The 26,072-nt window shown below is 72.7% G+C and carries 23 protein-coding genes and 2 pseudogenes; 11 read left to right on the plus strand and 14 right to left on the minus strand.

What is annotated here, in order from left to right; translation table 11 throughout:
- Positions 1-496 precede the first annotated feature (496 nt).
- From ABTY20_RS29515 to ABTY20_RS29530, 4 genes and pseudogenes are all read left to right on the plus strand, one after another.
- Positions 497-703, plus strand: coding sequence for a hypothetical protein (locus tag ABTY20_RS29515; RefSeq protein ID WP_502991917.1), 207 nt, complete (start codon positions 497-499; stop codon positions 701-703).
- A gap of 814 nt (positions 704-1,517) precedes the next feature.
- Positions 1,518-3,002, plus strand: coding sequence for a leucine-rich repeat domain-containing protein (locus ABTY20_RS29520; RefSeq protein ID WP_352000173.1), 1,485 nt, complete (start codon positions 1,518-1,520; stop codon positions 3,000-3,002).
- A 71-nt stretch (positions 3,003-3,073) separates the two neighbouring features.
- Positions 3,074-3,925: a YwqG family protein gene (locus tag ABTY20_RS29525; RefSeq protein ID WP_352000174.1), complete on the plus strand. Its 852-nt coding sequence runs from the start codon at positions 3,074-3,076 to the stop codon at positions 3,923-3,925.
- A gap of 179 nt (positions 3,926-4,104) precedes the next feature.
- Positions 4,105-4,711, plus strand: a pseudogene (locus ABTY20_RS29530) (IS5 family transposase); the annotation flags it as partial.
- 535 nt (positions 4,712-5,246) lie between these two features.
- Here the strand turns inward: ABTY20_RS29530 and ABTY20_RS29535 are convergent.
- The gene (locus ABTY20_RS29535) at positions 5,247-5,489 is read right to left on the minus strand and encodes a DUF5302 domain-containing protein (RefSeq protein WP_352000176.1); all 243 of its coding nucleotides are present in this window, start codon (positions 5,487-5,489) and stop codon (positions 5,247-5,249) included.
- A 715-nt stretch (positions 5,490-6,204) separates the two neighbouring features.
- Between ABTY20_RS29535 and ABTY20_RS29545 the strand changes: the two are divergent.
- Both ABTY20_RS29545 and ABTY20_RS29550 read left to right on the plus strand, forming a co-directional pair.
- A pseudogene (locus ABTY20_RS29545) lies at positions 6,205-6,414 on the plus strand (ATP-binding protein); the annotation flags it as partial.
- 103 nt (positions 6,415-6,517) lie between these two features.
- Positions 6,518-7,225, plus strand: coding sequence for a leucine-rich repeat domain-containing protein (locus tag ABTY20_RS29550; RefSeq protein WP_352000204.1), 708 nt, complete (start codon positions 6,518-6,520; stop codon positions 7,223-7,225).
- A gap of 404 nt (positions 7,226-7,629) precedes the next feature.
- On the opposite strand, the gene ABTY20_RS29555 is transcribed toward ABTY20_RS29550, so the two are convergent.
- Positions 7,630-8,118, minus strand: a complete 489-nt coding sequence (locus tag ABTY20_RS29555; RefSeq protein ID WP_352000178.1) for a GNAT family N-acetyltransferase — start codon at positions 8,116-8,118, stop codon at positions 7,630-7,632.
- Positions 8,119-8,851: 733 nt separating this feature from the next.
- Complete coding sequence (locus ABTY20_RS29560) at positions 8,852-10,498, minus strand: glycoside hydrolase family 27 protein (RefSeq protein ID WP_352000180.1); 1,647 nt, start codon at positions 10,496-10,498, stop codon at positions 8,852-8,854.
- 336 nt (positions 10,499-10,834) lie between these two features.
- On the opposite strand from ABTY20_RS29560, the gene ABTY20_RS29565 reads away from it, so the two are divergent.
- Positions 10,835-12,445 carry a glycoside hydrolase family 43 protein gene (locus ABTY20_RS29565; RefSeq protein WP_352000182.1) on the plus strand — a complete coding sequence of 537 codons (1,611 nt, stop codon included), beginning with the start codon at positions 10,835-10,837 and terminating at the stop codon, positions 12,443-12,445.
- Positions 12,446-12,678: 233 nt separating this feature from the next.
- Here the strand turns inward: ABTY20_RS29565 and rpsN are convergent, their stop codons facing one another.
- Both rpsN and rpmB read right to left on the minus strand, forming a co-directional pair.
- Positions 12,679-12,984 carry a 30S ribosomal protein S14 gene (rpsN, locus tag ABTY20_RS29570; RefSeq protein WP_352000184.1) on the minus strand — a complete coding sequence of 102 codons (306 nt, stop codon included), beginning with the start codon at positions 12,982-12,984 and terminating at the stop codon, positions 12,679-12,681.
- Positions 12,984-13,220 (minus strand): 50S ribosomal protein L28, encoded by a 237-nt coding sequence (rpmB, locus tag ABTY20_RS29575; protein ID WP_004936751.1) that lies wholly within the window; start codon positions 13,218-13,220, stop codon positions 12,984-12,986. The genes rpsN and rpmB overlap by 1 nt, the downstream gene beginning before the upstream one ends.
- Positions 13,221-13,289: 69 nt before the next feature.
- Between rpmB and rpmG the strand changes: the two genes are divergently transcribed.
- From rpmG to rpsR, 4 genes are read left to right on the plus strand one after another with little or no spacing between them, the layout of a single operon-like run.
- Positions 13,290-13,454 (plus strand): 50S ribosomal protein L33, encoded by a 165-nt coding sequence (rpmG, locus tag ABTY20_RS29580; RefSeq protein ID WP_352000186.1) that lies wholly within the window; start codon positions 13,290-13,292, stop codon positions 13,452-13,454.
- A gap of 46 nt (positions 13,455-13,500) precedes the next feature.
- Positions 13,501-13,755 (plus strand): type B 50S ribosomal protein L31, encoded by a 255-nt coding sequence (locus ABTY20_RS29585; RefSeq protein WP_352000188.1) that lies wholly within the window; start codon positions 13,501-13,503, stop codon positions 13,753-13,755.
- Positions 13,755-14,909 carry a CobW family GTP-binding protein gene (locus ABTY20_RS29590; RefSeq protein WP_352000189.1) on the plus strand — a complete coding sequence of 385 codons (1,155 nt, stop codon included), beginning with the start codon at positions 13,755-13,757 and terminating at the stop codon, positions 14,907-14,909. Before ABTY20_RS29585 ends, ABTY20_RS29590 begins: the two co-directional genes overlap by 1 nt.
- 36 nt (positions 14,910-14,945) lie before the next feature.
- Entirely contained in the window at positions 14,946-15,182 is a 237-nt protein-coding gene (rpsR, locus tag ABTY20_RS29595; protein ID WP_352000190.1) for a 30S ribosomal protein S18, read from the plus strand.
- 220 nt (positions 15,183-15,402) lie between these two features.
- On the opposite strand, the gene ABTY20_RS29600 is transcribed toward rpsR, so the two are convergent.
- From ABTY20_RS29600 to ABTY20_RS29640, 9 genes are all read right to left on the minus strand, one after another.
- Positions 15,403-17,211, minus strand: coding sequence for an ABC transporter ATP-binding protein (locus ABTY20_RS29600; RefSeq protein WP_352000191.1), 1,809 nt, complete (start codon positions 17,209-17,211; stop codon positions 15,403-15,405).
- A complete protein-coding gene (locus ABTY20_RS29605; RefSeq protein WP_352000193.1) occupies positions 17,208-18,947 on the minus strand; it encodes an ABC transporter ATP-binding protein/permease in 1,740 nt (579 codons plus the stop codon). The genes ABTY20_RS29600 and ABTY20_RS29605 overlap by 4 nt, the downstream gene beginning before the upstream one ends.
- On the minus strand, positions 18,944-20,077 hold the full coding sequence (locus ABTY20_RS29610; RefSeq protein ID WP_352000194.1) for a nitroreductase family protein: 1,134 nt from the start codon (positions 20,075-20,077) through the stop codon (positions 18,944-18,946). The genes ABTY20_RS29605 and ABTY20_RS29610 overlap by 4 nt, the downstream gene beginning before the upstream one ends.
- A gap of 8 nt (positions 20,078-20,085) precedes the next feature.
- Positions 20,086-21,465, minus strand: coding sequence for a YcaO-like family protein (locus ABTY20_RS29615; RefSeq protein WP_352000195.1), 1,380 nt, complete (start codon positions 21,463-21,465; stop codon positions 20,086-20,088).
- Positions 21,462-22,946 carry a CocE/NonD family hydrolase gene (locus ABTY20_RS29620; RefSeq protein WP_352000196.1) on the minus strand — a complete coding sequence of 495 codons (1,485 nt, stop codon included), beginning with the start codon at positions 22,944-22,946 and terminating at the stop codon, positions 21,462-21,464. The genes ABTY20_RS29615 and ABTY20_RS29620 overlap by 4 nt, the downstream gene beginning before the upstream one ends.
- The gene (locus ABTY20_RS29625) at positions 22,943-23,797 is read right to left on the minus strand and encodes a hypothetical protein (protein WP_352000198.1); all 855 of its coding nucleotides are present in this window, start codon (positions 23,795-23,797) and stop codon (positions 22,943-22,945) included. Before ABTY20_RS29625 ends, ABTY20_RS29620 begins: the two co-directional genes overlap by 4 nt.
- A gap of 92 nt (positions 23,798-23,889) precedes the next feature.
- The gene (amiA, locus tag ABTY20_RS29630; protein ID WP_241270818.1) at positions 23,890-24,003 is read right to left on the minus strand and encodes a streptamidine family RiPP; all 114 of its coding nucleotides are present in this window, start codon (positions 24,001-24,003) and stop codon (positions 23,890-23,892) included.
- Positions 24,004-24,060: 57 nt separating this feature from the next.
- A complete protein-coding gene (locus ABTY20_RS29635; RefSeq protein WP_352000201.1) occupies positions 24,061-24,882 on the minus strand; it encodes an ABC transporter ATP-binding protein in 822 nt (273 codons plus the stop codon).
- A 20-nt stretch (positions 24,883-24,902) separates the two neighbouring features.
- A complete protein-coding gene (locus ABTY20_RS29640) occupies positions 24,903-25,910 on the minus strand; it encodes a FecCD family ABC transporter permease (RefSeq protein ID WP_352000202.1) in 1,008 nt (335 codons plus the stop codon).
- Between the last annotated feature and the right edge of the window lie 162 nt (positions 25,911-26,072).

Raw genomic sequence — 26,072 nt, forward strand, 5'->3', positions numbered from 1 at the left:
TACCTCTCCAACGAGAGCATGGACGCCCTCTACCCCGACGACGCGATCGTCCTGCCGACCGCATCAGACGACTGATCGCCTACACCACAAGAAGGGGCATGACCGGGGGACGCGGGGCGGCGGAGGGGCGTACGCGTTCGGCGAAGCGGCCGATCAGAGTGCGGGTGATGGCGGGAGGCCAGGAGGGACTCGCCGCAGGCGACGACGCGTACCGCGTTGATCAGTTCGGGCGGTGGGGCGTCCTTCACCAGAAAGCCGCTGGCGCCGACGCCCAGGGCGCCTCGTACACGACTCGTTGACGTTGAAGGTCGGCACCACGAGGAACCTGACGGGAAGGCGGAGTCGGGCCCCGTCAGGCGGCAGGTGGCCTCGATTCCGACGAGCAAGGGCATGCGGAGGTCCATGACGACGTCCGGCTTCAGCTCCCGCGCACTCCGGATCGCCTCCCGGCCGTCCACGGCCTCCATACCGGGCCGGGCGGAGAGGACCGTGACGAATGGACGGCCTGCTGCTGGACATCCACGGGTGGCGGACCGAGGAGGTCGACGACGGCGTCGCCCTGACCACCGAGCTCTCCCTATGGCCCGACGGCCGCGCCCTGTACGGCCCGCACCCCGGTGAGCCCCGCACAGCCGGTTCCGGAGAGCAGCCACGGCCAGGAGCCGTCCAGGCCCCGCCGTGCCCTGTTCCGCGCCGTGGCTGACCACACACCGTGACGCCACCCCTCCCGGACATGGGGGAGAGGAGGCATCGACGAACAGCGGCCCGGGCCAGGCCGGGGACGGCCCGCTGCCGCAGGTCCAGGTAGCGGTGCAGCCGGGCTCCAGACCGTCCCGGTCGTGGGCCATGTCGAGAGTGTCGACGACGAGTCCGGCGCGGCGGTGGTCGGTCATGGCGTAGCCGACGACCTCGTGGGCGGCCGGGTTCAGCCGGCAGGTGAGGTGGAGCCGGCCCTCTGCGGTGGGCGGATAGGCGATGCCGCAGACCAGCTTGGTCCCGAGGTGCTGGGCATGGAGGCCACGGCCGATCAGGTCCGGGACGTGCTTGGTCGTCGTACAGGCCGGGTCAGCGAACACCGCCTGCGCCGGGTGACGCCGCGGATACCGCGCTCACGCATCGCACGGGCGACGTGTTTACGGTCCACCCGCCGGTACCAGCCGTGCAGGGACTCGAAGCTGATGCCGGGTTCCCGGGCGACGGCGGTGCGTCCTGCCCGAGGAATCGACGGGCGCGATCGCGTCCCGCTTGAACTTTTCGGTGCACCGCTTCGTGTACGTGCTTCCCACCGGGTGCTGCTTCCTCTGGAACCTCAGGACCCCAGTTTCCAGGTGCCCGCGATCAAGAGGAAGCTTAATGTCACACCTGGCCCCTAGAGTCCTCCCATGCCACAACCGACTCCCCCCGGCGTGCCCACCGACGACACACAGGACGACAACACGGCAGTGCCAACAAGGCAGTTACAGGTGCTTCTGGAAACCGCGAGTCCTGCCGAGGCGGGTGAGGCGGTCAGGGAACTCATGCTGCTGGCAGCGTCCGGCAGCGGCAACGAGGCGCTGGAGCTGGCCGTGCGGTACAGCGGCATGTCCGACTGCTCCACCGGGGAACTGCTCCGGTTGTGGGCGATCGCCGACGGAGATCCGTTCGGCTTCTGCGAGAACTTGGATGCTCCGGCGTACCGCGCGCGCAAGGCCGTCAGGAAACTGGTTTCCCTGTCCGCGCCGGGTGACGGTGGGCATGCCCTGAAACTCGCTGCCCGGTTCACCCCTCTGGACCCGTACGCGTCCAAGTTCCTCGTCCGCATGTGGAGGACGCACCCTGACCCGGACGCCTTCGCCGAGCACCTGCTCGCTCCGGCGTTCCGTCAGGAGGGCAGGACGGAGCTGAGGCTGCCGTACGCCTCTTCCCTGCACGGTCTGCGGCATCTCACGATGCTCGAGAAGCTGGATCTCTATCAGTGTGACGGGCTCACCGACCTGACCGAGGTCGGTGAACTCACCGGCCTCACGGACCTCGATCTCGGTGGCTGCACGAGAGTGGAGGACCTCACCCCGATCGGCCGTCTTTCCCGGCTCACCCGCCTCGATCTGAGCCGGTGCGGCGCCGCCGAGAACTTCGAGCCCTTGCTGAACCTCAGCAGTCTGCGTCAGCTGAGGCTGAGTTACACCGAGGTGCGCTCCCTCCGTCCGTTCAGCGGGGCGCTCGCCGCTCTGGAATCCCTGGATCTCCGCTCCTGCGGGTCTCTCACGGACCTGGAGGGACTCACCGGGCTGCCGAACCTCGCCCACCTCCAGCTGAGCGGCGACCACCTCCGCGACCTGTCGCCCTTCGCGGCTCTCCCTCGACTCCAGTCCATCAAACTCGACAACTGCAACGAGCTGACGACGCTCGAAGGGCTGGACGGTCACCCCCGGCTGACGAAGCTCGGCATCCACGGCAGCCCGGTACTGCGCACCACGGAAGGGCTGGGCGAGCTGCCGGCGTTGCGGGAGTTGACTTTCACCAGTTGCTCCGCGCTGGCCGACCTCAAGGGCCTCGGCCGTCTGCCCGCGCTGCGCACGCTGATGATCAACGGCTCCGCCGTCCGCGACCTCGGTGACCTGTCCGGATCTCCGCTGACCACGTTGACCCTGCTGTACATGGAGGACCTGGAATCGCTCAGGGCCCTCCAGGACTGCTCCGGCTTACGTGAACTGACCCTCCGTTCCCTGAACGACTGCCCCTCGGTCGAGGGCATACCGGTGGAACGGCTCAACTCACTCAGCGTGGCCGGCCCGTACTGGGCCGCGTTGAAGGACATCACCCTGTTCACCGCTTCACCCCGCCTCGCAGAACTCGACCTGCGCCACTGCCGGTCCCTGACGGACCTCCGGCCCCTGCTCGGCATGCCGGCGCTGGCACATGTCCACCTGGCCGAACGGATCGCGACCTCACCGTCGGGTGTCCCCGACCCCGTGGTGACCGAACTCAGGGCACGAGGCGTGACCGTCACGCTGCACTGCTGACCGTCCACGATCCGCCCCTCACCCGGCGCGATGCCTCCCGTCGAACCAACCTGGCCGCAAGGAGACTCCTCATGTCCCCCGAAAACCTGAACACACTGAATGGGTTCCGTGAGAGGGCCCTCGCAGAGGGCATCCCCCCGGACGACATCGCACGGTGGGTGGCCACCGCCCGCCCCTGCGCCTTTCTGGGCACCAGGGTGGACGGGCCGGTGGTGGGCCGGCTCGGCGGGCCCCTCATGCTTCCCGCGGACGCGCCCGACCCGTGGTGCAAGCTCGCCGCCACCATCGACCTTGCCGCGCTGCCCGCAGGAGCGACCGACCTCGGCCTGCCCGCCGACGGCCATCTCCTGCTGTTCGCCGACCCCGACCCCGACCGCATCGGGGTGGAAAACCTGGGCAGCGCACTTCACATTCCCGCCGGCACACCCGTCGAGGAACGCCCCGTGGACCTCGACCCGGAATGGAGGAACTACCCCTACGAAACGGATCTTCCGGAAGGACTGCTCCGCCTGAGCACCGACGTCTCCCTGCCGTACTACACCTCGGTCTACGCTCCCGGGCAGCCCTTGGGCTGCGTGAATCACCCGGAACACCCCCACGCAGACGAACTGATCGAGGTATGGACGGAGATGCCGGGCGACGGCATCGGCCGCGGGCTTCAGCTGGGTGGATACGCAGAGGACGAGCACTGGGGAGAGGATCCCAGCGTGGCGGCCGGACGGGAAGCGGCACGAGCGGTGGCCCGAGGCGAACTGCCCGCACCCGATACGGACGTACGTCCCGAGGACTGGGTGTGCCTCGCCCAGTGGATGCACGGGCTCGACGGCCTGGAGACGGCCCTCTACTCCTGGTCGATCTCCCGGCAGGACCTGGCCGCGGGACGCTTCGACCGGGTCTACGCCACCATGACCTGGAACCCGTGACACCCGCAGGACGCTGATCCGAGATGTCACCGCCGCCAAGGCGGGATTCGTTGGACGAGCGGCATGGAGAGCCCCCGGCGGCGCTCGGTGCAGGAGCAGCCGCCGGGGGGGCTGACCATTTCGGAATGAGCTTGATGGAGGGTTTGGTCGTGGGCGGGGTCGGCGGCGGACATCTGCGGATGTCGGATGATCTCGTGCCTGATGATCTGTGGACCGCGTGGCCCCGTTGCTGCCTTCTCGTCCGCCGCGTCGTCGCCGGTATCCGGTGCGGCTGCCGGTAGATGACCGGGCTTCCCTGTGCGGCATCGTCCATGTGCTGCGCAAGGGCGTGAGCTGGGCCGATGTGTCGGCTGCAGCGGGGTGACGGCCTGGCGGCGGCTGCGGGACTGGACGAGGCCGGCGTCCGGCCGCGTCCGCACGAGGTGCCGCCGGCCGAGCGGCGCATGACAGGCCTGCTGGACATGGGCGGCGCGGCGGTCGACGGCTCGCACGTGCGGGCCCTCGAAGGGGGCTCACACCGGACCTTCGCCGGTCGACCGCAGCCGTCCGGGAAGCAAGCACCACCTGATCACCGACCGGCACGGAACCCCTGCGGTGTCCCTGACCGGCGGAAATCGTCATGACGTCACGCAGCCGACGCCCCTGCTGGACGCGATCCCGCACCTCCGCGGGACCCGTGGCCGCCTCCGTCACCGGCCCAGGCGTCCGTTCGCCGACCGGGGCTACGACTACGACACGTACCGCCGCCTGATCCGGGCCCGGGGCATCGCACCGAAGAGGTCACGTCCCGCGTCGTGGTGCAGGGGACCAAGAGCTGCACGTTCCGGTACGCCGTCCTCGGTGATCTCCGCGGACGCGGCAGTCCACGAGGTGCCGTGCCGAGGCGAGTCGAACGCCCGGATCCGGCAGGACTCTCGTCCCGGCCTGCGGATTCCGGCCCCGTGATCGGCTACACCATCTGGCGGGACGCCATCGCGGGATCTGCGCAGGCCGCACGCGTGCACGGCTCGGGAGATGGCGCCTTCGACGCCGGCCCGGATTTCTGCAGCGGTCCTTCTGGGCGGCGGTACAGGGGCACGCAAGGCGCGCAACACCGGCCGCGTACCCCCGGACGAGGCAGTGCCTCGTCCCGGAATTCCAGTTCGGCGGCGCCACCGACCCGAGCCAACCGCATCTGGGCCATTCCCCCCGGGCGAGTCCCCCGGCTACGCCCCGCCCGCGACGCGCGCACGGGCATGCGCACGTCGCGGGCCACTGCACGGGACGCGCGAGTGGACAGCGCGAGTGCCGGTGAAGCGGTCAGATCGCGGGACCCATCGGCTCAGCCGCCGCTCTTGCGCCTGAACGACTGCCGGCCCACAGCCGGGCCATGCGCCGAACGCACCTTCGACGCACCGGGCTTGGCGGCAGTATCAGCGGCGTCCGTCTGCGCACCGCGCTTGCGCGCCAGGGCTTCGCGGAACTTGCGCTTGAGGTCGTAGTTGCCGTCGCTGTCCGGCTCCAGAGGGGACGTCTCGGAGGCATCCGGCTCCGAACCTTCCGTAGATACGGGCTCTGCGGTCATGGTGACCTCCTGGGTTCGGGGGGATGGGCAAGCACAGCTTGTCATGCCGGGCGCAGTGCGAGGCACCGGCGACGTCATCCTGCTCCGTTTCGGCGGGCATCCCTCTCGCGGCCAAAGGCGTCGGCTTCATGGGTGAGGCGCACATGACGGCTTCGGGCCGGGCCGAGGGTCGTCGCTCCCGTGGCCGGGCTGCCAGGGCAACGGCTCAGCCGTTGCGACGCACAGGCCCTGCGGGCCTCGGCGAGCCCGCGGGCCTCGCCCGCCTTTCGGGACTTGCCGCCGGCGCCGAGACCGCGTGGCTTTGACCACGGTAGCGACAGCGGGTGTTCACGAGTTTGGGAGGCGCCCCGTTCCACGGTCGGGTGATGTCCACGAGTTCTGACAGCACTGCGGTTCTTGCCAGGGCAGCATCGGGATGCTCCTGGTGAAAGGTGCTGGTCATGCCGCAGATGTCGAAGGTCGAGCTGTATGCGGCGATCCGGCGTGACCACCGGGCTGGTACTTCGATGCGAGCCCTGGAGCGTTCGTCCCTCAGTCCCGCCAGCCCGGCATGGAGGCCGAGGTCGACCTCGGTGACGTCGAGGTGTGGCCGGCCGGTGAGCTGGTCACCTGCTGCCTGTTCTCCTTCCGCCTGTCCTATTCCGGCAAGGCCGTACACCGCGTCTTCGCCTCCTGCGGCCAGGAAGCGTTCTTCGAAGGCCACGTGCACGCGCTCCAAGTCCTGACCGAGCACGAGGAGAGGAACAGTGTCGCCATCGCCTCGAACGAGTCGTTCGGCGGCTGGACCAAGACGTTCACCGACCCCCGCCTCTGCGCGGCCATCGTCGACCGGCGCACGTTCAACGGCACCATCATCGAGACCGGCACCGACTCCCACCGCCTCGCCGGCACCCGAGCCCGAGCCGGACACGCTGAGGCCAGTTGATCTGGTCCCAACTTTCTGCTGACCCGTCGCCGCCGAGGAAGGCCCTGGACGAAAATCGGAGCCCAGCCTGCTGATGAAGGGGGAGAAGGCCGTGAGGCACACACTGAACCTGTGGCGTCAAGAGCTCGGAGAGGTGCCCGAGTCGGTCTGGCGACAGACTGAGCTCGATGTGCTGATCCTCGCGGACAACGGACTCACGGCCCTCTCGTCGGACATCGGGCAGCTCCAGCGACTGAAGACCCTGGACCTCGGCCACAACGCGCTGACGTCGGTGCCCGAAGAAATCGGCAAGCTGACTGAGCTCAGCGACTGCCTCTACCTGCACGACAACCAGCTGTCCCGGCTTCCCGATTCTCTGGGAAACCTGACCCGTCTGCGTTACCTCAACGTCGGCGAGAACCCTCTCACCACTCTGCCGGGGACCATCGGTGGGATGAGCGGCCTCATCGAGTTCAGGGCGCAGCACAACCGGCTCACCGCCCTGCCCGACACCATCGGCCAGCTCCGCAACCTGCGTGAGCTGTGGCTTCGGGGAAACGCGATCGAGCACCTGCCGTCGTCAACAGCCGAGCTGCACGAACTGCGTCACCTGGACCTACGCGAGAACTCCCTGACCGAGGTGCCGGAGTCACTCGCCGGCCTCCCGCGACTGCGTCAGATCGACCTGCGGAGCAACAGCCTCGGCCCGCTGCCCGACTGGCTCGCCCTGATGCCATCCCTGGAGAAGCTGGATCTGCGTTGGAACAAGGTCGACCCCTCCCTGCCACTCCTCAGCAAGCTGGAGCGGCAGGGGTGCATCGTCCTGACCTGACAGCGACGACCCCTCGCACCACCGTGCTGCTTTTCCTCGTGAACAAGCACGAACGAGTTGATCGTCAAACGCTGCCGAAACGCGTCAACAAACGCTGTCGCTGGGGATGAACGAAGCCACTCGCTTCTGCCCGCCAGAAGCTTCTGGCCCTGTGGTCCGCGGTCGGTGTCGCGGGCGGCCCGCTTCACCGCCGCTCTCTCGCTCACCACCTGGCGGATCTCCATGAAGATCCCGCCCAGGTCCTGGCCCGGGCCGTCCGGGGCCTTGGATGGCGGACCGCCGGGGCAGGCGATCAAGGCGCCAGGGCGGAGGAGACCACATACCCGGAGCGCGCGGCGTCCAGTGGCTCCTGCAAGCCGGCCACCCCGCAGCGAAGCCGGTGCCTCGCCAACCGGCACACCGCGTCATCCCGAGGAAACGCGAAACTCGAATTCGGGACGGTCCCACGGCACGGCGGGCGGGTTCGCGTACGCGGTCCCGGTCCGCACTGCACCAGCCCGGTGGTAGAAGCCCTCGGCGGGAAGGTGCGACACGACCTTGACACGGTCGAGCCCGGCGGCACGGGCCTCGGACTGCATGTGCGTGACGAGCAGCCGTCCAATGCCCCGTCCTTGCGCTTCGTCGGCGACGAACAGCAGGTCGAGCTCCGGTGGAGCGAGGACGAGCGAGTAGAACCCGAGGACCCGGCCTCCATGCTCGTCGGCGCCGACGGCCACGAAGACGCGGTGGGCCTCGATGTAATCAGGACCGACCCGGTAGCCCGCGACTGCGGCCGCGTACTTACCCGCGTAGGCGCCTGAACCACGCACGAGCCGCGTGAGCCGTTTGGCATCCCGCGTGACGGCCCTCCGTATCGTGATCGGCCGGCCGACCGGGGAAGTGCGTGAACTCATCGGAGGAGTATTTCGCACCGGGGTGTGCCGTCGTGCGGCGGGTCGGCCGCTCGGGCAGGATTCCTGCACCGCTCCCGGGGAACCGCGCGCAGGCCCCGATCGATCAAGGTACTGCCGCCGCATCGACCGCCCGCCGACAGCAACCAGGACGCCCGAACCGCTGCGGAGGAGCCAGAGAAGGGGGTGGCCGACCGCTGCTTCCCCCTGGGCCTGCCGCAGCGAGGGCCAGCCTGTGCAGGACGACTTCGGGCCGGCCTCGTGAGCCACACCAGGAGACACCGGGCTTTGCGCCAGCAGACGGCGCTCACCGGCCTCGGCGAGGAAGTCGAGCTGCGCGTCGAGGGCCTGCCGGGCGATCGAGGCGCGGGCGTATCCGAGTCGGACGTGCCCGACCGGCTCGACGCCCGCGCTCACCGGCCGGGGCAGCTCGGTCCAGACCGACCCCGGACCGATCGGCCGTATCCGCCGCTGCGCGAGGGCGGAGCACGGCTGCGGCGGCTCACGCCAGGTCGAGGCGCTGGATCAGGTGCTCGACGACGCAGCGCCTCACCGCGTCGGGAACCGCGGTGACGGGCACGGCGTCCCGGGCCGGGACCGTGTCCGCCCGGAGACCTCTCGGGCGGACACGGCACTCAGCCGCAGCCGGGGACAGCCGTGCCGGCGGATGCGGCAGCCGTGCGGGAGGCCGTGGCCGGGGTGTCGTCGCTCCGGCCACGCCCCGGGGCCGCGTCGCTCACACGCGGGTCCACTTCTGGTTGGCCTGGCCGTTGCAGGTCCACAGCACCAGCGGGGTCCCGTTGGCGGTGCCGGCCCCGTTGGCGTCGAGGCACAGTCCGGAGCGGGCGTTGCGGATCGAGCCGTCGGAGCCGACGGTCCACTTCTGGTTGTCCTGGCCGTTGCAGGGCCAGGTGATGACACGGGTGCCGTTGGCGGTGCCCTGGTTGGAGGCGTCCAGGCACTTGTCGCCGTAGACGCGGATCTCGCCGCCCGCCCATGTGGTCCACAGCTGGTTGGCGGCCGTGTGGCAGTCCCACAGCAGAGTCGCGGCGCCGGCGGCCGTGGAGGCGTTGTCCACGTCCACGCAGCGGTTGGAGGCGTTGCCCCGCAGGCGTGAGGTGGTGGCGGCCAACGGGCTGCCGCCGCTCACCCGGTACGCGGCGACGCCGTGCGCGGGGACGCTCGCCGAGATCTGCCCGGACGTGCTCGAGGTGCCGCCGGTCCACAGGTCGGTGAGGGTGAACGGTCCCCCGCCCAGGCCGATCTGGGCGGCCGTCGTGGTGACCGTCGCCGCGCTCCCGCCCCGGTTGAACAGCCCCACCGCGACCGAGCCGTCCGCCAGGGGCTTGGCGAACACCTCGAGGTTGCCGTCGTCGCGCACCCTGCGTCCGCCCGCGCCCTGGGAGTCCTGGTTCACCGCCAGCAGGCGCGGGTTGCGCAGGATCGCGCTGACGTCGGCGGACATCGTGCGGATGTCGTTGCCGGCCATCAGCGGGGCACTCATCAGCGCCCACAGGGCGAAGTGGGAGCGGGACTCGGTCAGCGACAGGCCGGGGCGGCCGACGACCAGCATGTCGGGGTCGTTCCAGTGCCCCGGACCGGACTGCGCGGCCAGCGGCGCGTTGACGTCCAGGACGTTGCCGACGCCCATCGGGTAGCTGTTGGTGTTGCCGTTCTGCCAGATGTCGAGCAGGTCCTCGGTCGTCCGCCACAGGTCGGCGACCTCGCCCCAGTTGTACGTGGACCCCGTGATGGCGTGGAAGCTGTTGGGGTTGATGCTGTAGACGATCGGCCGACCGGTGGCGCGCAGGGCGTCACGCATCAGCTTGAACCGCGCGACCTGCTCGTCACGCGTGCCGCTCGAGGAACACCAGTCGTACTTGAGGTAGTCGACCCCCCACGAAGCGAACGTGGCGGCGTCCTGGGCCTCGTGGCCCCTGCTGCCCGTGGAGCCCGGGTAAGTGCCCACGGTCTGCGCGCAGGTGCGCTCGCCCGGCACCTGGTAGATGCCGAACTTCAGGCCCTTGCCGTGGATGTAGTCCCCGAGGGCCTTCATCCCGCTGGGGAACTTCGTCGGGTTGGCCCGCAGGTTGCCCTGCGCGTCACGCTGCGGGTCGAACCAGCAGTCGTCGACCACCACGTACCGGTAGCCGGCGTCCCGCATGCCCGAGGACACCATCGCGTCGGCGGCCTGGCGCACCTGGGCCTCGGTGATCCCGCACCCGAAGCTGTTCCAGCTGTTCCACCCCAGCGGCGGGGTGAGCGCCGGACTGCCCGGCGCGGCCGTGGCGGTGGACTGTACGGAGGCCGTCACGGACGCGGTCACCGTCAGCGCGGCGGCCGTGAGGAGGCGGAACAGTCGTCCGCGTAATCGTCTGGGCACCGGGACTCCTTCGGCAGGGGGGAGGAGAGGGTTCGAAATTTCGATCGCCGTTCGGAAACTTCGGACGCCCCACGGATACTAGAGAGGCGACCGGTCATGTCAACACCTCCCCGAGGAGCGGGATGTGCCGCGTGATCGGCAAGGGGGCAGGGCCGGGTCGCACCGACTCCGCGCCAGGCGCGTCGAACCTTTCGGGGCGGCGCACGACTCGTGCGCGAAGGGTTGACGGGGTGCGTCGACCTCCTATCATCCAGAGTGCTCGACACGTCGCACCATGTTCGATATTTCGAATGCGACGGAGCCGCTCCGACCGATGAACTCGAGGTGAGCACCTCCATGGATCTGTCATGGTCACATCAACCCCTCACTCGTCGCCGCACGCTCGCGGCCGCCACCGGCCTGGCCGCCGGCGCCCTCCTCCCCCCCGGGTCCGCCCACGCGGCCGCGGCGCAGTACACGAACCCGGTGATCTGGCAGGACTTCGCGGACATCGACATCATGCGCGTCGGCGACACCTACTACGCCTCGGCCTCGACGATGCACTACTCGCCCGGCGCGCCCGTTCTGCGGTCGTACGACCTGGTGAACTGGGAGATCGCCGGCCATTCGGTGCCCGTCCTCGACTTCGGCGCCAAGTACGACCTGAACGGCGCCCGCGGCTACGTCAGGGGGATCTGGGCGTCGTCACTGGCCTACCGGCCCAGCAACAGGACCTTCTACTGGCTCGGCCAGATCGACTTCGCCCGGACGTACCTCTACACCGCCACCGCCGTGGAGGGGCCGTGGAGCAGGCTGACGACGATCAGCACCCCCTACTACGACGCCGGCCTGCTCGTCGACACCGACGACACCCTCTACGTGGCGTACGGCAACACCACCATCAGCGTGGCCCAGCTCTCGCCCGACGGCCGCAGCCAGGTCCGTACCCAGGAGGTGTTCAGGACACCGTCCAGCGTCGGCACCTTGGAGGGCGCCCGGTTCTACAAGATCAACGGGCAGTACTACATCTTCCTGACCCGCCCCGCGAACGGCCAGTACGTCCTCAAGTCCTCGAGCGGCCCCTTCGGCCCGTACACGATGCGGCAGGTCCTCCTCGACCTGCGCGGACCGATCCCCGGCGGCGGCGTCCCCCACCAGGGCGGACTGGTGCGGACACAGAGCGGCGCCTGGTACTACATGGCCTTCGTCGACGCCTACCCCGGCGGCCGCGTGCCCGCCCTGGCACCGATCACCTGGACCTCGGACGGCTGGCCCGTCGTACAGCTCGTCAACGGCGCATGGGGCACCACGTATCCCAGTCCGGCCGTACCCGCTCCGCCCCGCCAGGTCACCCCGATGACCGGCGTCGACACCTTCGACGGTACGACCCTGAAACCGAGGTGGGAGTGGAACCACAACCCCGACAACACCAAGTGGTCGGTCGGCGACGGCCTGACGCTGCGGACCGCGACCGTCACCCACGACCTCTACTGGGCCCGCAACACCCTCACGCACCGCGTCCAGGGCCCCACCTCCACCGCCACGGCCCAGCTCGACCACTCCGCGATGCGGGACGGCGACCGGGCCGGGCTCGCGCTGCTGCGTGACTCCTCCGCCTGGATCGGCCTCAAGCGCGACGGCGGTGCGACACGGGTGGTGATGGTCACCGGGCTGACCATGGACGGCAACTGGAACACCACCGGCACCGGCACCGAGACCGCGAGCGCGCCCGTCTCCGGCGGCCGCGTCTGGCTGCGCGCGAACGCGGACATCCGCCCCGGCGCACCGCGCCCCGGGACCTTCTCCTACAGCACCGACGGCGTCACGTTCACCCGCCTCGGACCCGCCTTCTCCATGGGCAACGACTGGCGGTTCTTCATGGGCTACCGGTTCGCCCTCTTCAACCACGCCACCCAGGCCCTCGGCGGCGCGGTCCGCGTCACGCGGTTCGAGGTGTCCACACCCTGAACCGGTCCATCGACCGCCCCGCCCCGGCCGGAAGGACCATGAGCCCGCTGAAACAGCCCGGTCCCCGCCGGGCGTCCGTCCAGAGCGTGCCGCGGCGGCTCCCCCGGGCCGAGGGCCACCGGCTCGGCCTCCCGCGCCCGCCCTGACGTCCGCGGGCACGCTCCGCGGCCGGTTCCGGCCGTGACCGCGCCGGGTCACGGCCGGATCCGGGACCCGTTGCGCGAGCGGCGCGACTACCAGGAGGACTTGGTGACCCCGGGCAGGAAGCCGGCATGGGCCTGCTCGCGCACGCGGACCCGCGACAGGCCGAACTTCCGAAGGTGACCGCGCGGCCGCCCGTCCACGCTGTCCCGGTTGCGCACTCGGGTTGCGCTCGCGTCGCGGGGCTGGCGCCGCAGTTCCTCCATTGCGGCCCGGCGTTCGGCGTCGGTGGAGGACGGCCTGCGGACGACCTCCTTCAGCTCGGCACGGCGGGCCGCGTACCGCTCGACGGTCGCCCTGCGCTTCTCGTTCTGCGCGATCTTGCTCTTCTTGGCCATCAGACCTTCCCCCCTCGGGCGCGGATGCGGGCCACGGCGGCCTCGATGCCGATGCTGTCGACGGTCTTGATCGCCTTCGCACTGAGCGTCAGCCGGACGTGCCGCCCCTCGCTGGGCAGCCAGTAGCGCTTGCGCTGGATGTTGGGGTCGAAGCGGCGCGAGGTACGCCGATGCGAGTGGGAGATGGTGTTGCCGAAGCCCGGCTGGGCGCCGGTCAGTTGGCAGTGGGCGGACAAGGTCGTACCTACCTCTCATCGGGGACGGCTGGTTTTGGTAATGAAAACCATTCCCATATAGTACCGCTCATGGCACGCAACGAGGTACGCCCGGTCATCAAGCTCCGCTCCACCGCGGGGACCGGCCACACGTACGTCACCCGCAAGAACCGCCGCAACGACCCCGATCGCATGGTGCTGCGCAAGTACGACCCGATCGCCCGGCGCCACGTCGACTTCCGCGAAGAACGCTGACCTCCCGCCACTCCGTCTCCGCCGCCCCCGATCTCGAGGACGCCCCATGAAGCCCGGAATCCACCCCGCTTACGGCCCCGTCGTCTTCCGCGACCGCGCCGCGAACCACGCCTTCCTCACCCGCTCCACCATGACCAGTGACAAGACCGTCGACTGGGAGGACGGCAACACCTACCCGGTCGTCGACGTCGAGATCTCGAACGTCAGCCACCCCTTCTACACGGGCACCGCCCGGGTCCTGGACACCGCCGGGCGAGTCGAGCGCTTCGAACGCCGATACGGCCGGCACGGAGCCAACTGATGCGGTCCGAGGCCGGACTGCCCGTCGTCATCGTCGCCGGGCTGCACTCCGAGGCACGCCGGAAGGTCGTGGACCACCTCCTGCGCCTCGTCCCCGACAGCGTCGCCCTCCACCACGACCTGTCCACGGCGGCCGACGGTGCCGTCCTGCGCCAGGTGCGCGACGCTTCGGGCGAGCTGTCCCGGGGCCACGCCCCGCTGGTCAACGACTGCGCGTGCTGCGCGCTGCGCGAGGACCTGGTCCCCGAACTGGAACGGCTCGCCGACGCCGGCCACACCCGGCTCGCCGTCGTCGAACTGTGGGATTCCGTCGAACCCAGGGGGATGGCCGAGGTCGTCGTCCAGCACGGTGCCGACGCGGTCCGGCTCACCAACGTGATCACGTCGGTGGACCCGGCTCTCGTCCTCCCCTGCCTCGGCAACGGCGACGACCTGGCCGAGGCGGGCCTCGCGGCCGCGGCCGACGACCGGCGCACGGTCGGCGACACCTGGGCCAGGCAAGTGGAGTACGCCCCCGTCCTCGCCGTCGTGGAGAGCGAGGACGCCGACGACGAGGACCGGGCACTCCTCAGTCAACTCCACCCCGTCGCCCGCCAGGTGAGCGCCGACTCCCCGGAGCTCGCCCGGCTGGCCTTCGCCGGCTTCGACGCGGAGGCGGCCGCCGCGGCCCAGCACCCGGCCTGCGCCCTGCTCCCCCAGGAAGCCGACGAGGCAGGCGTCGCCACATTCGTCTGGCGCCGGCACCGCCCGTTCCACCCCGAACGCCTCTACCAGGCACTGGAAGACCTCTGCTGCGCCGCTGCCCGCAGCCGCGGACGGTTCTGGCTCGCCGACCGCCCCGACACCCTGCTCGCGTGGGACGCCGCGGGCGGAGCCCTGTGCGTGGAGAGCGCCGGCCCCTGGCTCGCCTCCCTGCCGGACGCCGCCTGGGAGATGGTCCCGCCCGTGCGCCGAGCGGCCGCCGCGCTGGACTGGCACCCCGAACACGGCGACCGCTGCCAGCACCTCGTCTTCACCTCACCCGGCCTGGACCGCGACGGGCTCGCGCGGGTGCTGGAGTCCTGCCTGCTCACCGACGCCGAGTACGCCGCGGGCCCCGAAGCGTGGAAACGACTCCCGGCCGCGTTCGACTCCCTGCTCGACCCCGTCGCGTAGGACCGACCCCGTCCGCCCCCTCACAGAAGGAGCACCATGGCACCCCGCCAAGGCCCCCGCAAGCCGCTGAAGCCCCGCCCCAACCCGCTGGACGCGGCCGGGATCACCTACATCGACTACAAGGACACCGATCTGCTGCGGAAGTTCGTCTCCGACCGCGGCAAGATCCGCAGCCGCCGTGTCACCCGCGTCACGGCCCAGCAGCAACGACGGATCGCCACCGCGATCAAGAACGCCCGTGAGATGGCGCTCCTTCCGTACGCGAGCAGGTGAGAAGCGACCGCTCACCCCCTGCGCGAGCCTTCGTGCAGCAAGTGCGAGAGCACACCGGATGCACCCCTGGGAGCAGGGGTGCATTCCGCATTTCCCGGAGGGGTGCGCGCGGAACAGTCAGCGGTCGTCCCCGGCGGCGGCCGGGGCCTCCGCCGCCGGTCGCCGCAGCGGGGCGCCGGACCGGTTCACCCCGTGCGCGGAGTGCCCCCGCCCTCGAGCGTCACCGGCCCGGTTCCCGGGACGAAGTGCCGTGCTCGGGAAGGACGGTGCCGCCGAGGATGCGGTTGAGCGCGCTGCCGGGTCTGCCCGTGAGTTCCTCCCAGGTTCCCTCTTCCGTGATGAGGCCGTCCTCCAGGACTGCGATGCGGTCGGCGCGGCGGATGGTCGCCGGGCGGTGGGCGATGACGATCGTCGTGCGGCTCCCCTCCTGCAGCGCGGTGGCGAGTTCGGCGTCGCCGGTGTTGTCCAGGTGGGCGGTGGACTCGTCGAGCACGAGGACGCGCGGTCCGGCCAGCAGCGCGCGGGCCAGGGCGATGCGGGCCCGCTGGCCGCCGGAGAGCGTGGCGCCCCGCTCGCCGACGAGGGTGTCCAGGGGGGCGATCCGGTCGACGCCGCACAGCCGTGCCGCCTCGGCCAGCGCCCGGTCGTCGGCCTCCGGCGCTGCGAGCCGCAGGTTCTCGGCGAGGGTGCCGTGGAAGAGGGGGGTGTCCTGTCCCACCAGTACCACCGCCCGCCGCAGTTCCGCGTCGTCCACGTCCCGCAGGTCCACGGGTTCGCCGTCGGCGGGCAGCAACTGGACCTCACCGGCGGACGGGTCCCAGAAGCGGGCCAGCAGGTGGGCACAGGTGGACTTGCCGGCACCGGAGGCGCCGACGAGGGCGAGCGTCCGTCCGGGGTGGACGGTGAGGTCGACGCCGTCCAGAACGGACCCGCCGCCGTAGTCGAACCTCACTCGATGCAGCCGGACGCCCAGTGGTCCGGGAGGCAGGGGGCGTGGGGCGGTGGGCGGCGGTGCCAGGGCCGGGGCCTTGACGGCCGCGTCGACCCGGGCGGCGGCGGCGCGCAGTGCCACGGCCCGGCTCAGGGCGCGGGCCGATTCCGCCACCGGGCCGAGAACCGACAGGGCCAGTGCCATCGCGGCCGGCGCCCAGGCACCGTGCAGCCGTCCGGAGGTCACCGACTGTGCCGCCGCGGCGACCACGCCGAGGACCGCGACCACGATGAGGAGATCGCGGACGGCGGCGGCGACGGCCTCCCAGGTGGCCTCGGCGCGCTGGGCGTCGCCCACCTGCCGCCCCCGCTCCGTCAGCTTGCGGCGGCGTCCGGCCAGAGCGCCGAAGGCGAGCAGTTCGCGCAGCCCGTCGATGGTCTCCACCGTGTCGGCCGACAGTGCGGCCACGGCCGTGCGGGTGCGGCCGCCGCGTGCCGTGCGCGAGCGGGCGTCGGCGAAGGGCGCCGCGGCGAGCAGGGCCGCGACCGGCAGGACGGCCACCAGCAGCCACGGCTCCACCAGGGCCAGGAGTACCGAGCCGCCGGTGAAGACCGTTCCCGCCGCCAGCAGTTGGGCAGTGGTGTGGGCGTAGAAGAACTCCAGCGCCTCCACGTCGGCCATGGCGGTGGCGGCGAGGTCGCCGCTGCGGCGGCCCGCGACCCGGGCGGGCGCGCTGCGGGCCAGTCCGTCGAAAACGCGGACCCGCAGTGCGGCCAGGACCCGGTAGGCCAGGTCGTGGGAGAGGTCCATCTCCCGCCAGGTCATCAGGGCGCGCGTCACCACGAGGGCGACGAGCGCGGTGACGGTGCCGGCCGTGGGGGCGTGCCCGTCGATGACGGCGGTGCCCACGGTGTGCGCGGCCAGGGTCAGCAGCGCGACGAGGGAGCCCTGTTCGAGGACGGCGGCGACGCAGGTGCGGGCCGTCATGGCGCGGTGTCCGGCGAGGGCGGGCAGCAGGGCGCGCAGCGCGCCCCGCGCGGGGACGTCCGCCCCGGTGGTGGCAGGACCGGTGGCGGCAGGACCGGTGACGGTGCTCATGCGGCGAGTTCCCCTCGGTGGGCGCGGCCGGCCTCGACGAGCCGGGTGTAGACGCCGTCGGCCTCGACCAGGCCGGTGTGGTCGCCGACGGCGTCCACCCGTCCCGCGTCGAGGACGACGATCCGGTCGGCGTGCCGGACGGTCGCGAGCCGGTGGGCGACCACCAGGACGGTCCGCCCGCCGACCGCCTGCAGCAGCTCCCGGACGATGTCCGCCTCGCGTCGCTCGTCGACCGCGCTGGTGGCCTCGTCGAGAACGAGGACCGGGGCGTCGGACAGCAGGGCCCGGGCGAGGGCGAGCCGTTGTCGCTGGCCGCCGGAGAGCGTGGCGCCCCGTTCGCCGAGGACGGTGGCGTAGCCGTCGGGCAGGGCGGCGATCTCGTCGTGGATCCCGGCGGCGCGCGCCGCCCGGGTGAGCTCGTCGTCGGTGGCGCCGGGCCGCGCAAGGCGCAGGTTGTCGGCGATGGTGGCGTGGAACAGGTACGTCTCCTGCGAAACCACGGCGATGCCCCGCCGCAGCGAGTCGAGCGTGTACTCGGTCGTGGGGCGCTCGTCGAGGGTGATCCGCCCTTCCTGCGGATCGTGGTGGCGCAGGAGCAGGGCCAGCAGGGTCGACTTGCCCGCGCCGGACGGCCCGACGATCGCGGTGGTCCGTCCCGCCCGCGCGGTGAAGGAGACACCGTCCAGGGCGGGTGCGGGAGCACCGTCGTAAGCGAACCGAACGTCGTGGAAACGGAGTTCGGGCGGAGCGTGCCAGTGCGCGGGCTCCGTCGCGGTGTCGGGGACCGCCGGTTCGGCCGTGCGCAGGGCCGCCAACCCGTCGGCGGCCGACACCCCCAGATAGCCGGCGTGCCATTCCCGGGCGAGGTCGCGGACCGGGCGGAAGCACTCGGAGGCCAGCAGCAGCACCAGGTAGGTGCCGGCCGCGGTGGTGGATCCGGTGACGGCCGACCAGCACGCCAGGAGCGCGGCGGCGGCGGTGCCGCCCTGGATGGCGAGGTCGGTGATGCCGGTGTCGACCAGGGACACACGCAGTTGGGCGACGGTCGCGCGGTGCAGGGCCGCGGACCGCTCCTCCAGGCGTGCGCGGGTGCGGCCGACGGCACCCGCGGCGCGCAGGGCGGGCATGCCCTGGAGGGCCTCCAGGTAGTCGGCGCCCAGTCCTTCGTAGGTGTCCCAGTGCTCCTTTCCCCGGGCGGCGAGGAGCCGGTCCCAGGCGCGCGGGCCCAGGAGGGCCAGAAGCAGGGCGGGGACGAGTCCGAGGAGGGCCCGGGGTTCGACCACGGCGAGGACGGTGAGGACCAGGGGTGGCACCGTGAGGGTGACCAGGAGCTGGGGCAGGTAGCGGGAGACGTAGGCGTCGACGCCCTCCACCCCCTCGACCAGGGTGGTGCGGACGGCTCCCGCCCGCGCCGTGGTCAGGTACGCGGGTCCCAACAGGCCGAGGTGGGCGAGGAGTTCGTCGCGCAGCGCCACCCTGACCCGGGCCCCGGCGCGGGCGGCGGTGCGCCGCTGCCACACGGCGAGTCCGGCGCGGGCGGCGACGACGGCGAGCACCCCGGTCAGCAGCCACGGGAGCCGGCCGGTGTCACCGTGGGCCAGGCCGGCGAGCGCGAGGGCCAGCAGCGCGGCCTGCGCCAGGTGCGTGAGGGTGACGGCTGCCTGCAGGAGGGTGGCCGCGAGCAGGGGACGCCGTGCGCGCCCTGCGGCGCGGCGCAGCTCGGGGTGGACGATCATGTGGAGTTCTCCTCGTCGGCGTGGCGGGTGCCGAGGGCCAGGGCGTGCACGATCCAGTCGCGGCCCGGCGCGGCGCCGAGGGCGGCGCCGAGATCCGCTTGCTGCCAGGAGCCCACGGGCCGGGCCGCCAGCCCGTGGCGCCGAGCGGTGACCTGGGCCAGGTGGACGGCGAAGCCGGCCCGCAGGTGGGCGCGGCGGATGTGCGTGGCGTCGGCGTCCGTGGGGCAGCCGTGGGCGAGCAGGACGGCGCCCGCGTCCGCGAGCCACGCCTGGCCCGCCGCCCAGGCCGCGAGCGTCGGACGGGCCTCGCCCGCCGCGTACCACCGCAGGGCCGTGCCGTCGGGCGCCAGTCGCACGAGGCCGGGCCGTGGCGGGCCGACCGCGGCGCACCAGCGCAACGGACCGCCCTCCCCGCCCCGTTGGGCGGTGGCCAGGACCGCCCGCAGAGCGTCGCGCGGTGGGAGGCCCGGCAACGGCGGTGGGGCACTGCGGCGTGCCAGCAGTTCGGCCGGGGCGGGCGGGTCCTCGGTCTCCGCGGGGCGCCTCGGGCTCCGCCCGCCGGGCGGTGGGATGCGTACGACGGCCAAGGGGTTCTCGGTGCGTCCGTCCAGCCGTACGTCGGACCCGCCCGCGCCCAGGGCGCGGGCCGCCAGGAACAGCGCCGCGGCGGCGTGCCCGGTGTCCAGCAGCAGGAGGGGCCGGGCCCGGTGCCCGTAGTGGGACGCCGTGCGCTGTGCGGTGACGGAGAGTGCGGCGGTCACGCCCGGCGGCGTGCCGTCGACGGGCGGGCCGACGTGGTGGACGCGGTGGCGCAGCGGGTCGTAGCCGTAGCGGCCGGGCGGCAGGGAGCAGCCGGCGCCCACGACCAGTTCGGTGTCCACCGGGTGCAGCGCACCGGCGGAGGGCGCGGGCCTGAGGCGTCCGGAGGGGTCCGAGGCCGCCAGGGACAGCCGCAGCAGGGCCCGCAGGTCGAGGTCCGCGGGGCCGGCCCCCGGGATCGGGCGCGGCGGCCCCGGCCAGGGCCGGACGGCTGTTCCGGCGGGCGTGTCGGGGCCGGGACGCTCCGGGGAGCGGGCACGGGCGAGGGCGGCGACGAGGCCCGTCGGCGGGTCCTCGCGAAGGTGTTCCACGGCGGCCCTCACATGTGCGGCGGAGGCGCCAGCGTGAAGTCCTGCGGCGCGGTGGGCGCGGTGGCGCGCCATCCGCGCGCGACGGCGGCCTCGGCGAGGCGCGGGCAGCCGAAGTAGCCGAAGGCGGCGGGTGCGTTGGGCAGGAGTCCGGAGACGAGGACCCGGGCGACGCGCAGGGTCGTTTCAGCCACGTCCTCGGTGGTGAGATCGAAGGTCATGACGCGGTGACCGCCCGCACGCAGGGCGCCCTCCAGCCGCTCCCGGCCGCCCGGCTCGATTTCTGTGACGGGCACCGTCCCGAGCGCGGGCTCGGTGAACCTCCGGGCCTCGACCGCCATCCGTTCGTCCAGCCACACCTGCACGTGCGCACCCAGGTCCCGCACGTGCTCGAACTCCTCGCCGCACACGTCGAGGTAGCGGCCGTCGGCCCGGTGGTCCAGATAGAGCCCGCGGGCGAGCAGCCCGGCCTCGACCGCCTGGAACACCCAGCCGTCGGGGCCGGTCAGCCCCTGGGTGAAGACCCAGGTGTGGACAGCCTCCAGGACGGCCTTGCGGGCGGCTTCGGCCGGATCGTACTTGCAGGCGAACCCCGCGGCGTACAGGCCGATGCGCGGGTCGTGGACGAGCGCGGCCATGCAGGGGGCGAACTCCGAGTACATCTCGACGATGTGGACGTCGAGCGCGGAGCCGGCGAGGTCGTCGGCGAGGCCGGGCACGCTCGCCGGGTCGACGCCCCGGGCCGGGCCGTCCAGATGCCACCACAGTTCCAGGGCGTCGCGTTCGACGATCTCCAGCAGGCCGCGCTCGACGGCGTCGTCGAAGCCCTGCCCGGTGGCGATCCCGGCGTAGTTGAGGTGGTGGGTGCGGGGCAGCTCGCGCAGGTCCCCCTGGCGCCAGTTGAGGTGGGTGAGCGAGACGGGTGCCCAGACCTCGGCGGCGGTCCCGTCGGGAAGTCGTTCGGTTCCCCGTGTCCACAGCGCGGGGGTGTCGGCGGTGAGCGGGCGGTAGGGGAACGACGCGCGGGCGTACTGCCAGGGCGCGTAGGCGGGCAGATCGGCCGGACCGTACAGGCGCAGGCCCTTGTCCGCCAGTTCGGCGGCGGTGGCGCGCAGGGGTGCGTCCGGGTGGCCGGGCGGCGGCACGCGGTTGCCGCAGTAGCGCTCTATTCCCTCGGCTATCGCGGCCACGCGGGCCTGCTCGGGGTCGCCGAAGGTGGTGCCGAGGGAGACCCGGTCGGCGGGCCACAGCCCGAGTCTGCGGGCGTCCGATATCTCGGCCGTGAGCGCGGTGTAGCGGGGCGGGGCGCCCGCGGGGTGCTCGACGGGCTTGACCTTGCGGACGATTCCGCAGACGGGGTCGACGAGCGCTTCCAGCGGCAGGGCCGTCATCGCAGGATCTCCTCGGCGGGGTCGGTGGGGGCGGGACGGGACGGGAGCACGGGCAGGTTCAGCACCACGCCGTCCGGGTCGACCTCCCGCCGGGAGGCGACCAGCCGTTCGGCCGTCATCGGGTCGTCCCCGGTGTGGGGGTTGCGGGCATGGGCCGGGAAGTGGTGTCCGGCGATCTCCAGGCGCAGCCGGGTACCGGCCGGGAGCCGGCGTGCGAGCCGGCCGAGTCCGACGGTGAACGCGGCTTCCCGGCCGGCCGGTCCGGCACGCCGGACGATACCGACGGCGAGCCGCTCGGCGGTCCCGTCCGGGAGGAGCGCGACGAGCCTGGCGGCCCAGTCGGCGGACGGTGTGCGGGCGGTGGCCCGCAGCCGTACGCCGACGGGGCCGACGAGGTCGAGCGGACGCGGCGACGGCGGTGTGACCAGCAGGCAGCGGTCGGGCGGGCCGTCCGCGAGGACGGTCAGGTCGTCGGAGCGAACGGGCCGGGCGGGGTCGGCGGTGAAGGCGGAGCCGTGCAGCAGGCGCATGCGGTGGGCGCGCGGTTCTGCCTCGGCGTCGGCGGGCAGCCACAGGTCGGCGCCGCCGAGCGCCAGTGCGCCGCGGTGGCCGGGGACGAGGTCGCCGGTCAGGGCGCGGCGGGCCCAGCGCACGTACAGCTCACCGAGGTTCAGCCGGTGGGCGGGTCCCGCGTCCGGTCCCGGGGCGGCGGTCAGGGGGTGCCCCCAGGGTCCGAGCAGCAGACGGGCCGGGGATCCGGCCCAGGCCCGCCACAGGGCGACGGTCTCCTCGGTGAAGTGGTCGTGGTGGCCGCCCACCGCGAGCAGGGGCGGCCCGGCGTGCGCCGCCCGTGCCACGAGGTGCCCGCGCTCGGGCCGGCGCCACAGTCCCGCCCAGGAGGGCAGGGCGCGTCCCAGCCGCTCGGGCAGGGCGGTCAACGGCAGGTGGGCGAGCAGGCCGGGGTCCTCGGCGAGGGCCTTGTCCAGCGCACTCTCGTCGGAGTCGCGCCGGTCGCCGTGGGCGGCCCACCACCCGGCGCGGGAGAGCAGCCGTTCCACGCCGGACGCCTCGCGGGCTGTCTCCGCCGGGCCCAGGGCGGGCACGGCCGCGATGACGGCGTCCGGCCGGGCGTCCCCGGGCGCGTCGAGGGCGAGGACGAGGGCGCAGTGGGCGGCGTAGGAGGCGCCGGCGGCCACCAGCCGCCCGTCGCTCCACGGCTGCCGCCGGATCCAGCGGACGGCCGCTGTTCCGTCGGTGGTCTCGTGCGCGTACGGGTGCCACTCCCCCGGTGACGCGAACCGCCCCCGCACGTCCTGGACGACGGCGGCGAAGCCGCGGCGGGCCCAGCCGCGCGCCTCGGCCCGGTGGCGTGTCCGGTCGTAGGGGGTGCGGATCAGGACGGTCGGGAAGGGGCCGTCACCGGCGGGGAGACCGATGTCGGTGGCGAGTTCCCCCACGGCGGTCGTCTCGAACGCCGTCATGTGCCCCTCCTCGGCGTCGGTGCGACGTCGGGCACCGGGAGGACGGGGTGCTCGGTGACGGTCAGCGTGCGCAGGTCCACGTGTCGGAGCCGGCGCCGCGCCGGGAGGCCGGCCGTGTCGGGGGCGCCGGTGGCCCACCGGCTGAGATCGTCCGCGAGCAGCGCGGCGAGCAGCGCGGCGGCGGGCACGGGGAGCCGGACGGGTGCGCCGGAGGTACGCGGTCCGCTCCAGTACGCTGCCAGTTCCCGGTGAGCGGGTGTGGCGGCGAGCCGACGGGACCGGACGTGCGCCGAGGTGACGTCCCCGGGAGCGGCGGCCACCGGCTCGACGTACGCCTGCCGGCCCTCGCGGTGGCAGCGCAGCCACGCGACACCGTGCTCCGGGAGCCGGTCGGCGGCGTCCCACAAGCCGTCCGGCACGGGTCCGTCCAGGCACCACACGACCGCGGAGGGGTTTCCGTCGAGCAGGTCCTCCGTACTCGCCGGCGGGCTGCCGGAGGCGGTCACGGCCGGGGTCGTACGGGGCCGCGCGCCCAGGGCGGCCAGTTGTACGGCGAGCGGTTCGGTCAGTACCGGGTCGCCGAGGATCCTGACGTCCCGGCGGGCGGCGGGCCACTCCGGGGCCGGCCGCCCTTCCGCCAGATAACCGGCTTCCTCGAACGCCCGGACCACGCGATCCAGTCCCTCGTCCACCGGGGCCGTGGTCCTCCCCGCGAGCAGGGAGAGCAAGGCGTCCTCGTCGACGTCTCCTGCTCTGACGCTGAGGAATTCCCCCGCGGGGGTGCGGACGGCGAGCCCTCGCCCGGGCACGGCGACGACCTCGACACCGGGGACGAGTCGGCTGCGGGACACGGTGTTCCTCCTGTCGACGGGGCTTGGGACGGGCGTGGGCCCGCCCGGAAGGCATCGGGCGGGCCCACGGTCGAGGGTGGCCGGGCCCTCGCTTACTCCTCGGTGTCCTCGAAGGGGTTCTCGACGAGCGCGTTGGAGTGCGAGGCCGAGTCGTGAGCCAGCTGGCCCGGGTCGGCGATCGGTGCGAAGACCTGCTCGTTGTCCATGGACTCTCCTTCATCAGCAGGGAGGTACGGCGTTCGGTCGAGCGCCGTGATCACACTCTAATGAATCTGATTTTCATATTCTAGAGCCGCGATGGGGTGATCTGGGTAACACACCGGCCACCCCCCTTCCGGATCCTCACCGACCCGGCCCGCCACCTGCAGCACCTCCGCCAGCAACCCCGGCGTGACGACCTGCCTCGGCGTTCCGTCGGCCACCACACGGCCCTCCCGCAGGGCGACGATCCGCTCGGCGAACCGCGCCGCATGGGCCAGGTCGTGCAACACCATCACCACCGTGAGCCCGCGTTCCTCGCGCAGACGCACCACGGTCTGCAGTACGTCGAGCTGGTGGTGCAGATCCAGGTACGTGGTCGGCTCGTCGAGCAGCAGGATCCGGGTGTCCTGGGCGAGCGCCATCGCGAGCCGGACGCGTTGCCGCTCGCCGCCGGACAGCGCGTCGACGTCGCGTTCGGCCCATTCCTCCACTCCGACGTCACGCAGCGCCCGGCGCACGACGGGGTCGTCGCCCTCGCGCAGCATGCCCAGCGGGCCACGTGCCGCGTACCGCCCCTGACGTACGAGGTGACTCACCGTCATGCCCGGCACGGCCGGAGCCGACTGGTGCAGCAGGGCCACCCTCCGTGCCGTCGCGCGTCTGGAGAGCCGCGCGAGGTCGTCCCCGCCGAGCAGCACGCGCCCTTCGTCGGGTTGCAGCAGCCCGGCGGCCAGCCGCAGCAGGGTCGACTTGCCGCAGCCGTTCAGGCCGATCAGGGCGGTCAGTTCGCCCGGCCGGACGGTCAGGTCGACGCCCCGCAGCACGGGCCGTCCGGGGTAGCCGAAGCGGACCCCCTCGACGTGGATCCCCACGGACTCGATCATGCTCTGTCCTCAATTCGACGTCAGAACGTACGGCTCGGCGTGCGGCGCACGACGAGCAGCAGCAGCGCGGCACCGAGGCAGGCGGTGAGCGCCCCGACCGGCAACGCGAGCCGTCCGGAGTCCAGCGCCGTCGCCAGCAGCCGCGAGGCCGACTGCGCCGCCGCGTCCGCCCCGCACACCACGACCGCGCCCGTCAGGGCGGCGCCGGGAAGGCTCCGGCGCAGGTCCGCACCGAAGACGGCCACGGCCAGATGCGGGACGAGCAGACCGATGAAGCCCAGCGCGCCGACGGCAGCCACGGCGCCGGCGGTCAGGGCCACCGCGCACAGCAGGGCCAGGGTCCGGGCCCGACGGGCGGAGAGACCGGCGGCGAGGGCGATGTCGTCCCCGCAGCGCAGCAGGGTCAACGGCCCCGCCAGCAGCCAGGCGGCAGCCCCCCAGACGAGCGCCCACGGCCACAGCAGGTGCCAGTGCTCCCACACCCGGCCCTCCGTGGTGCCCACCAGCCACTGCACGACGCTGCCGAGCTCCCCCGGCTCCACGAGCAGCACCATGGCGGTGAGCCCGCCGAGCACCGCCGACACCAGCACCCCGTGCACGGCGGTCCGCGCGGGATCACCGTGCCCGCGGCCGGCCAGCAGCCACAGCAGCGCCGCTCCGGCGCATCCGCCCGCGCACGCGGCGAGGACCACGGCCAGGGGGGAATCCCACCCGGCGAACCCCAGGGCGGTCGCGGTGACGGCGCCGAGCACCGCCCCCGGGGTCACGCCCGTCACCTCCGGCCCCGCCAGGGGATTGCGCAGGGCGGACTGCAGGACCAGCCCTGCCACGGCCAGACAGGCGCCCGCGCCGAGGGCGACCAGCAGCCTCGGCAGACGCAGTTGGAACAGGATGTGGCGCTCCGTCGCGTCACCGCCACCGTTGAGGACGTCCCAGACCGCCCCCGGGGACATGCCGCGCCCGGCCACCATCTCCACCGCGGCGCACACGACGGCCAGCGCCGCGAGGGCCGTGAAACGCCGGGTCACCGTACGTCCTCCGTTCCGATCGTCCCGAGAGGCGGCGAGGCCGGACCACCGGGCCCGGGTTCGCCCCGGTGAGCGTCGTGCGCCGCCCCTGCGGGGGGTGCGTCGTCCGCCCCGCCCGGAGCCGCCTTGCGCGGCCCGGACAGCTGCTCGCGCACCCCGGCC

The organism is Streptomyces sp. NPDC126497 (assembly GCF_040302425.1).
GTDB lineage: Bacteria > Actinomycetota > Actinomycetes > Streptomycetales > Streptomycetaceae > Streptomyces.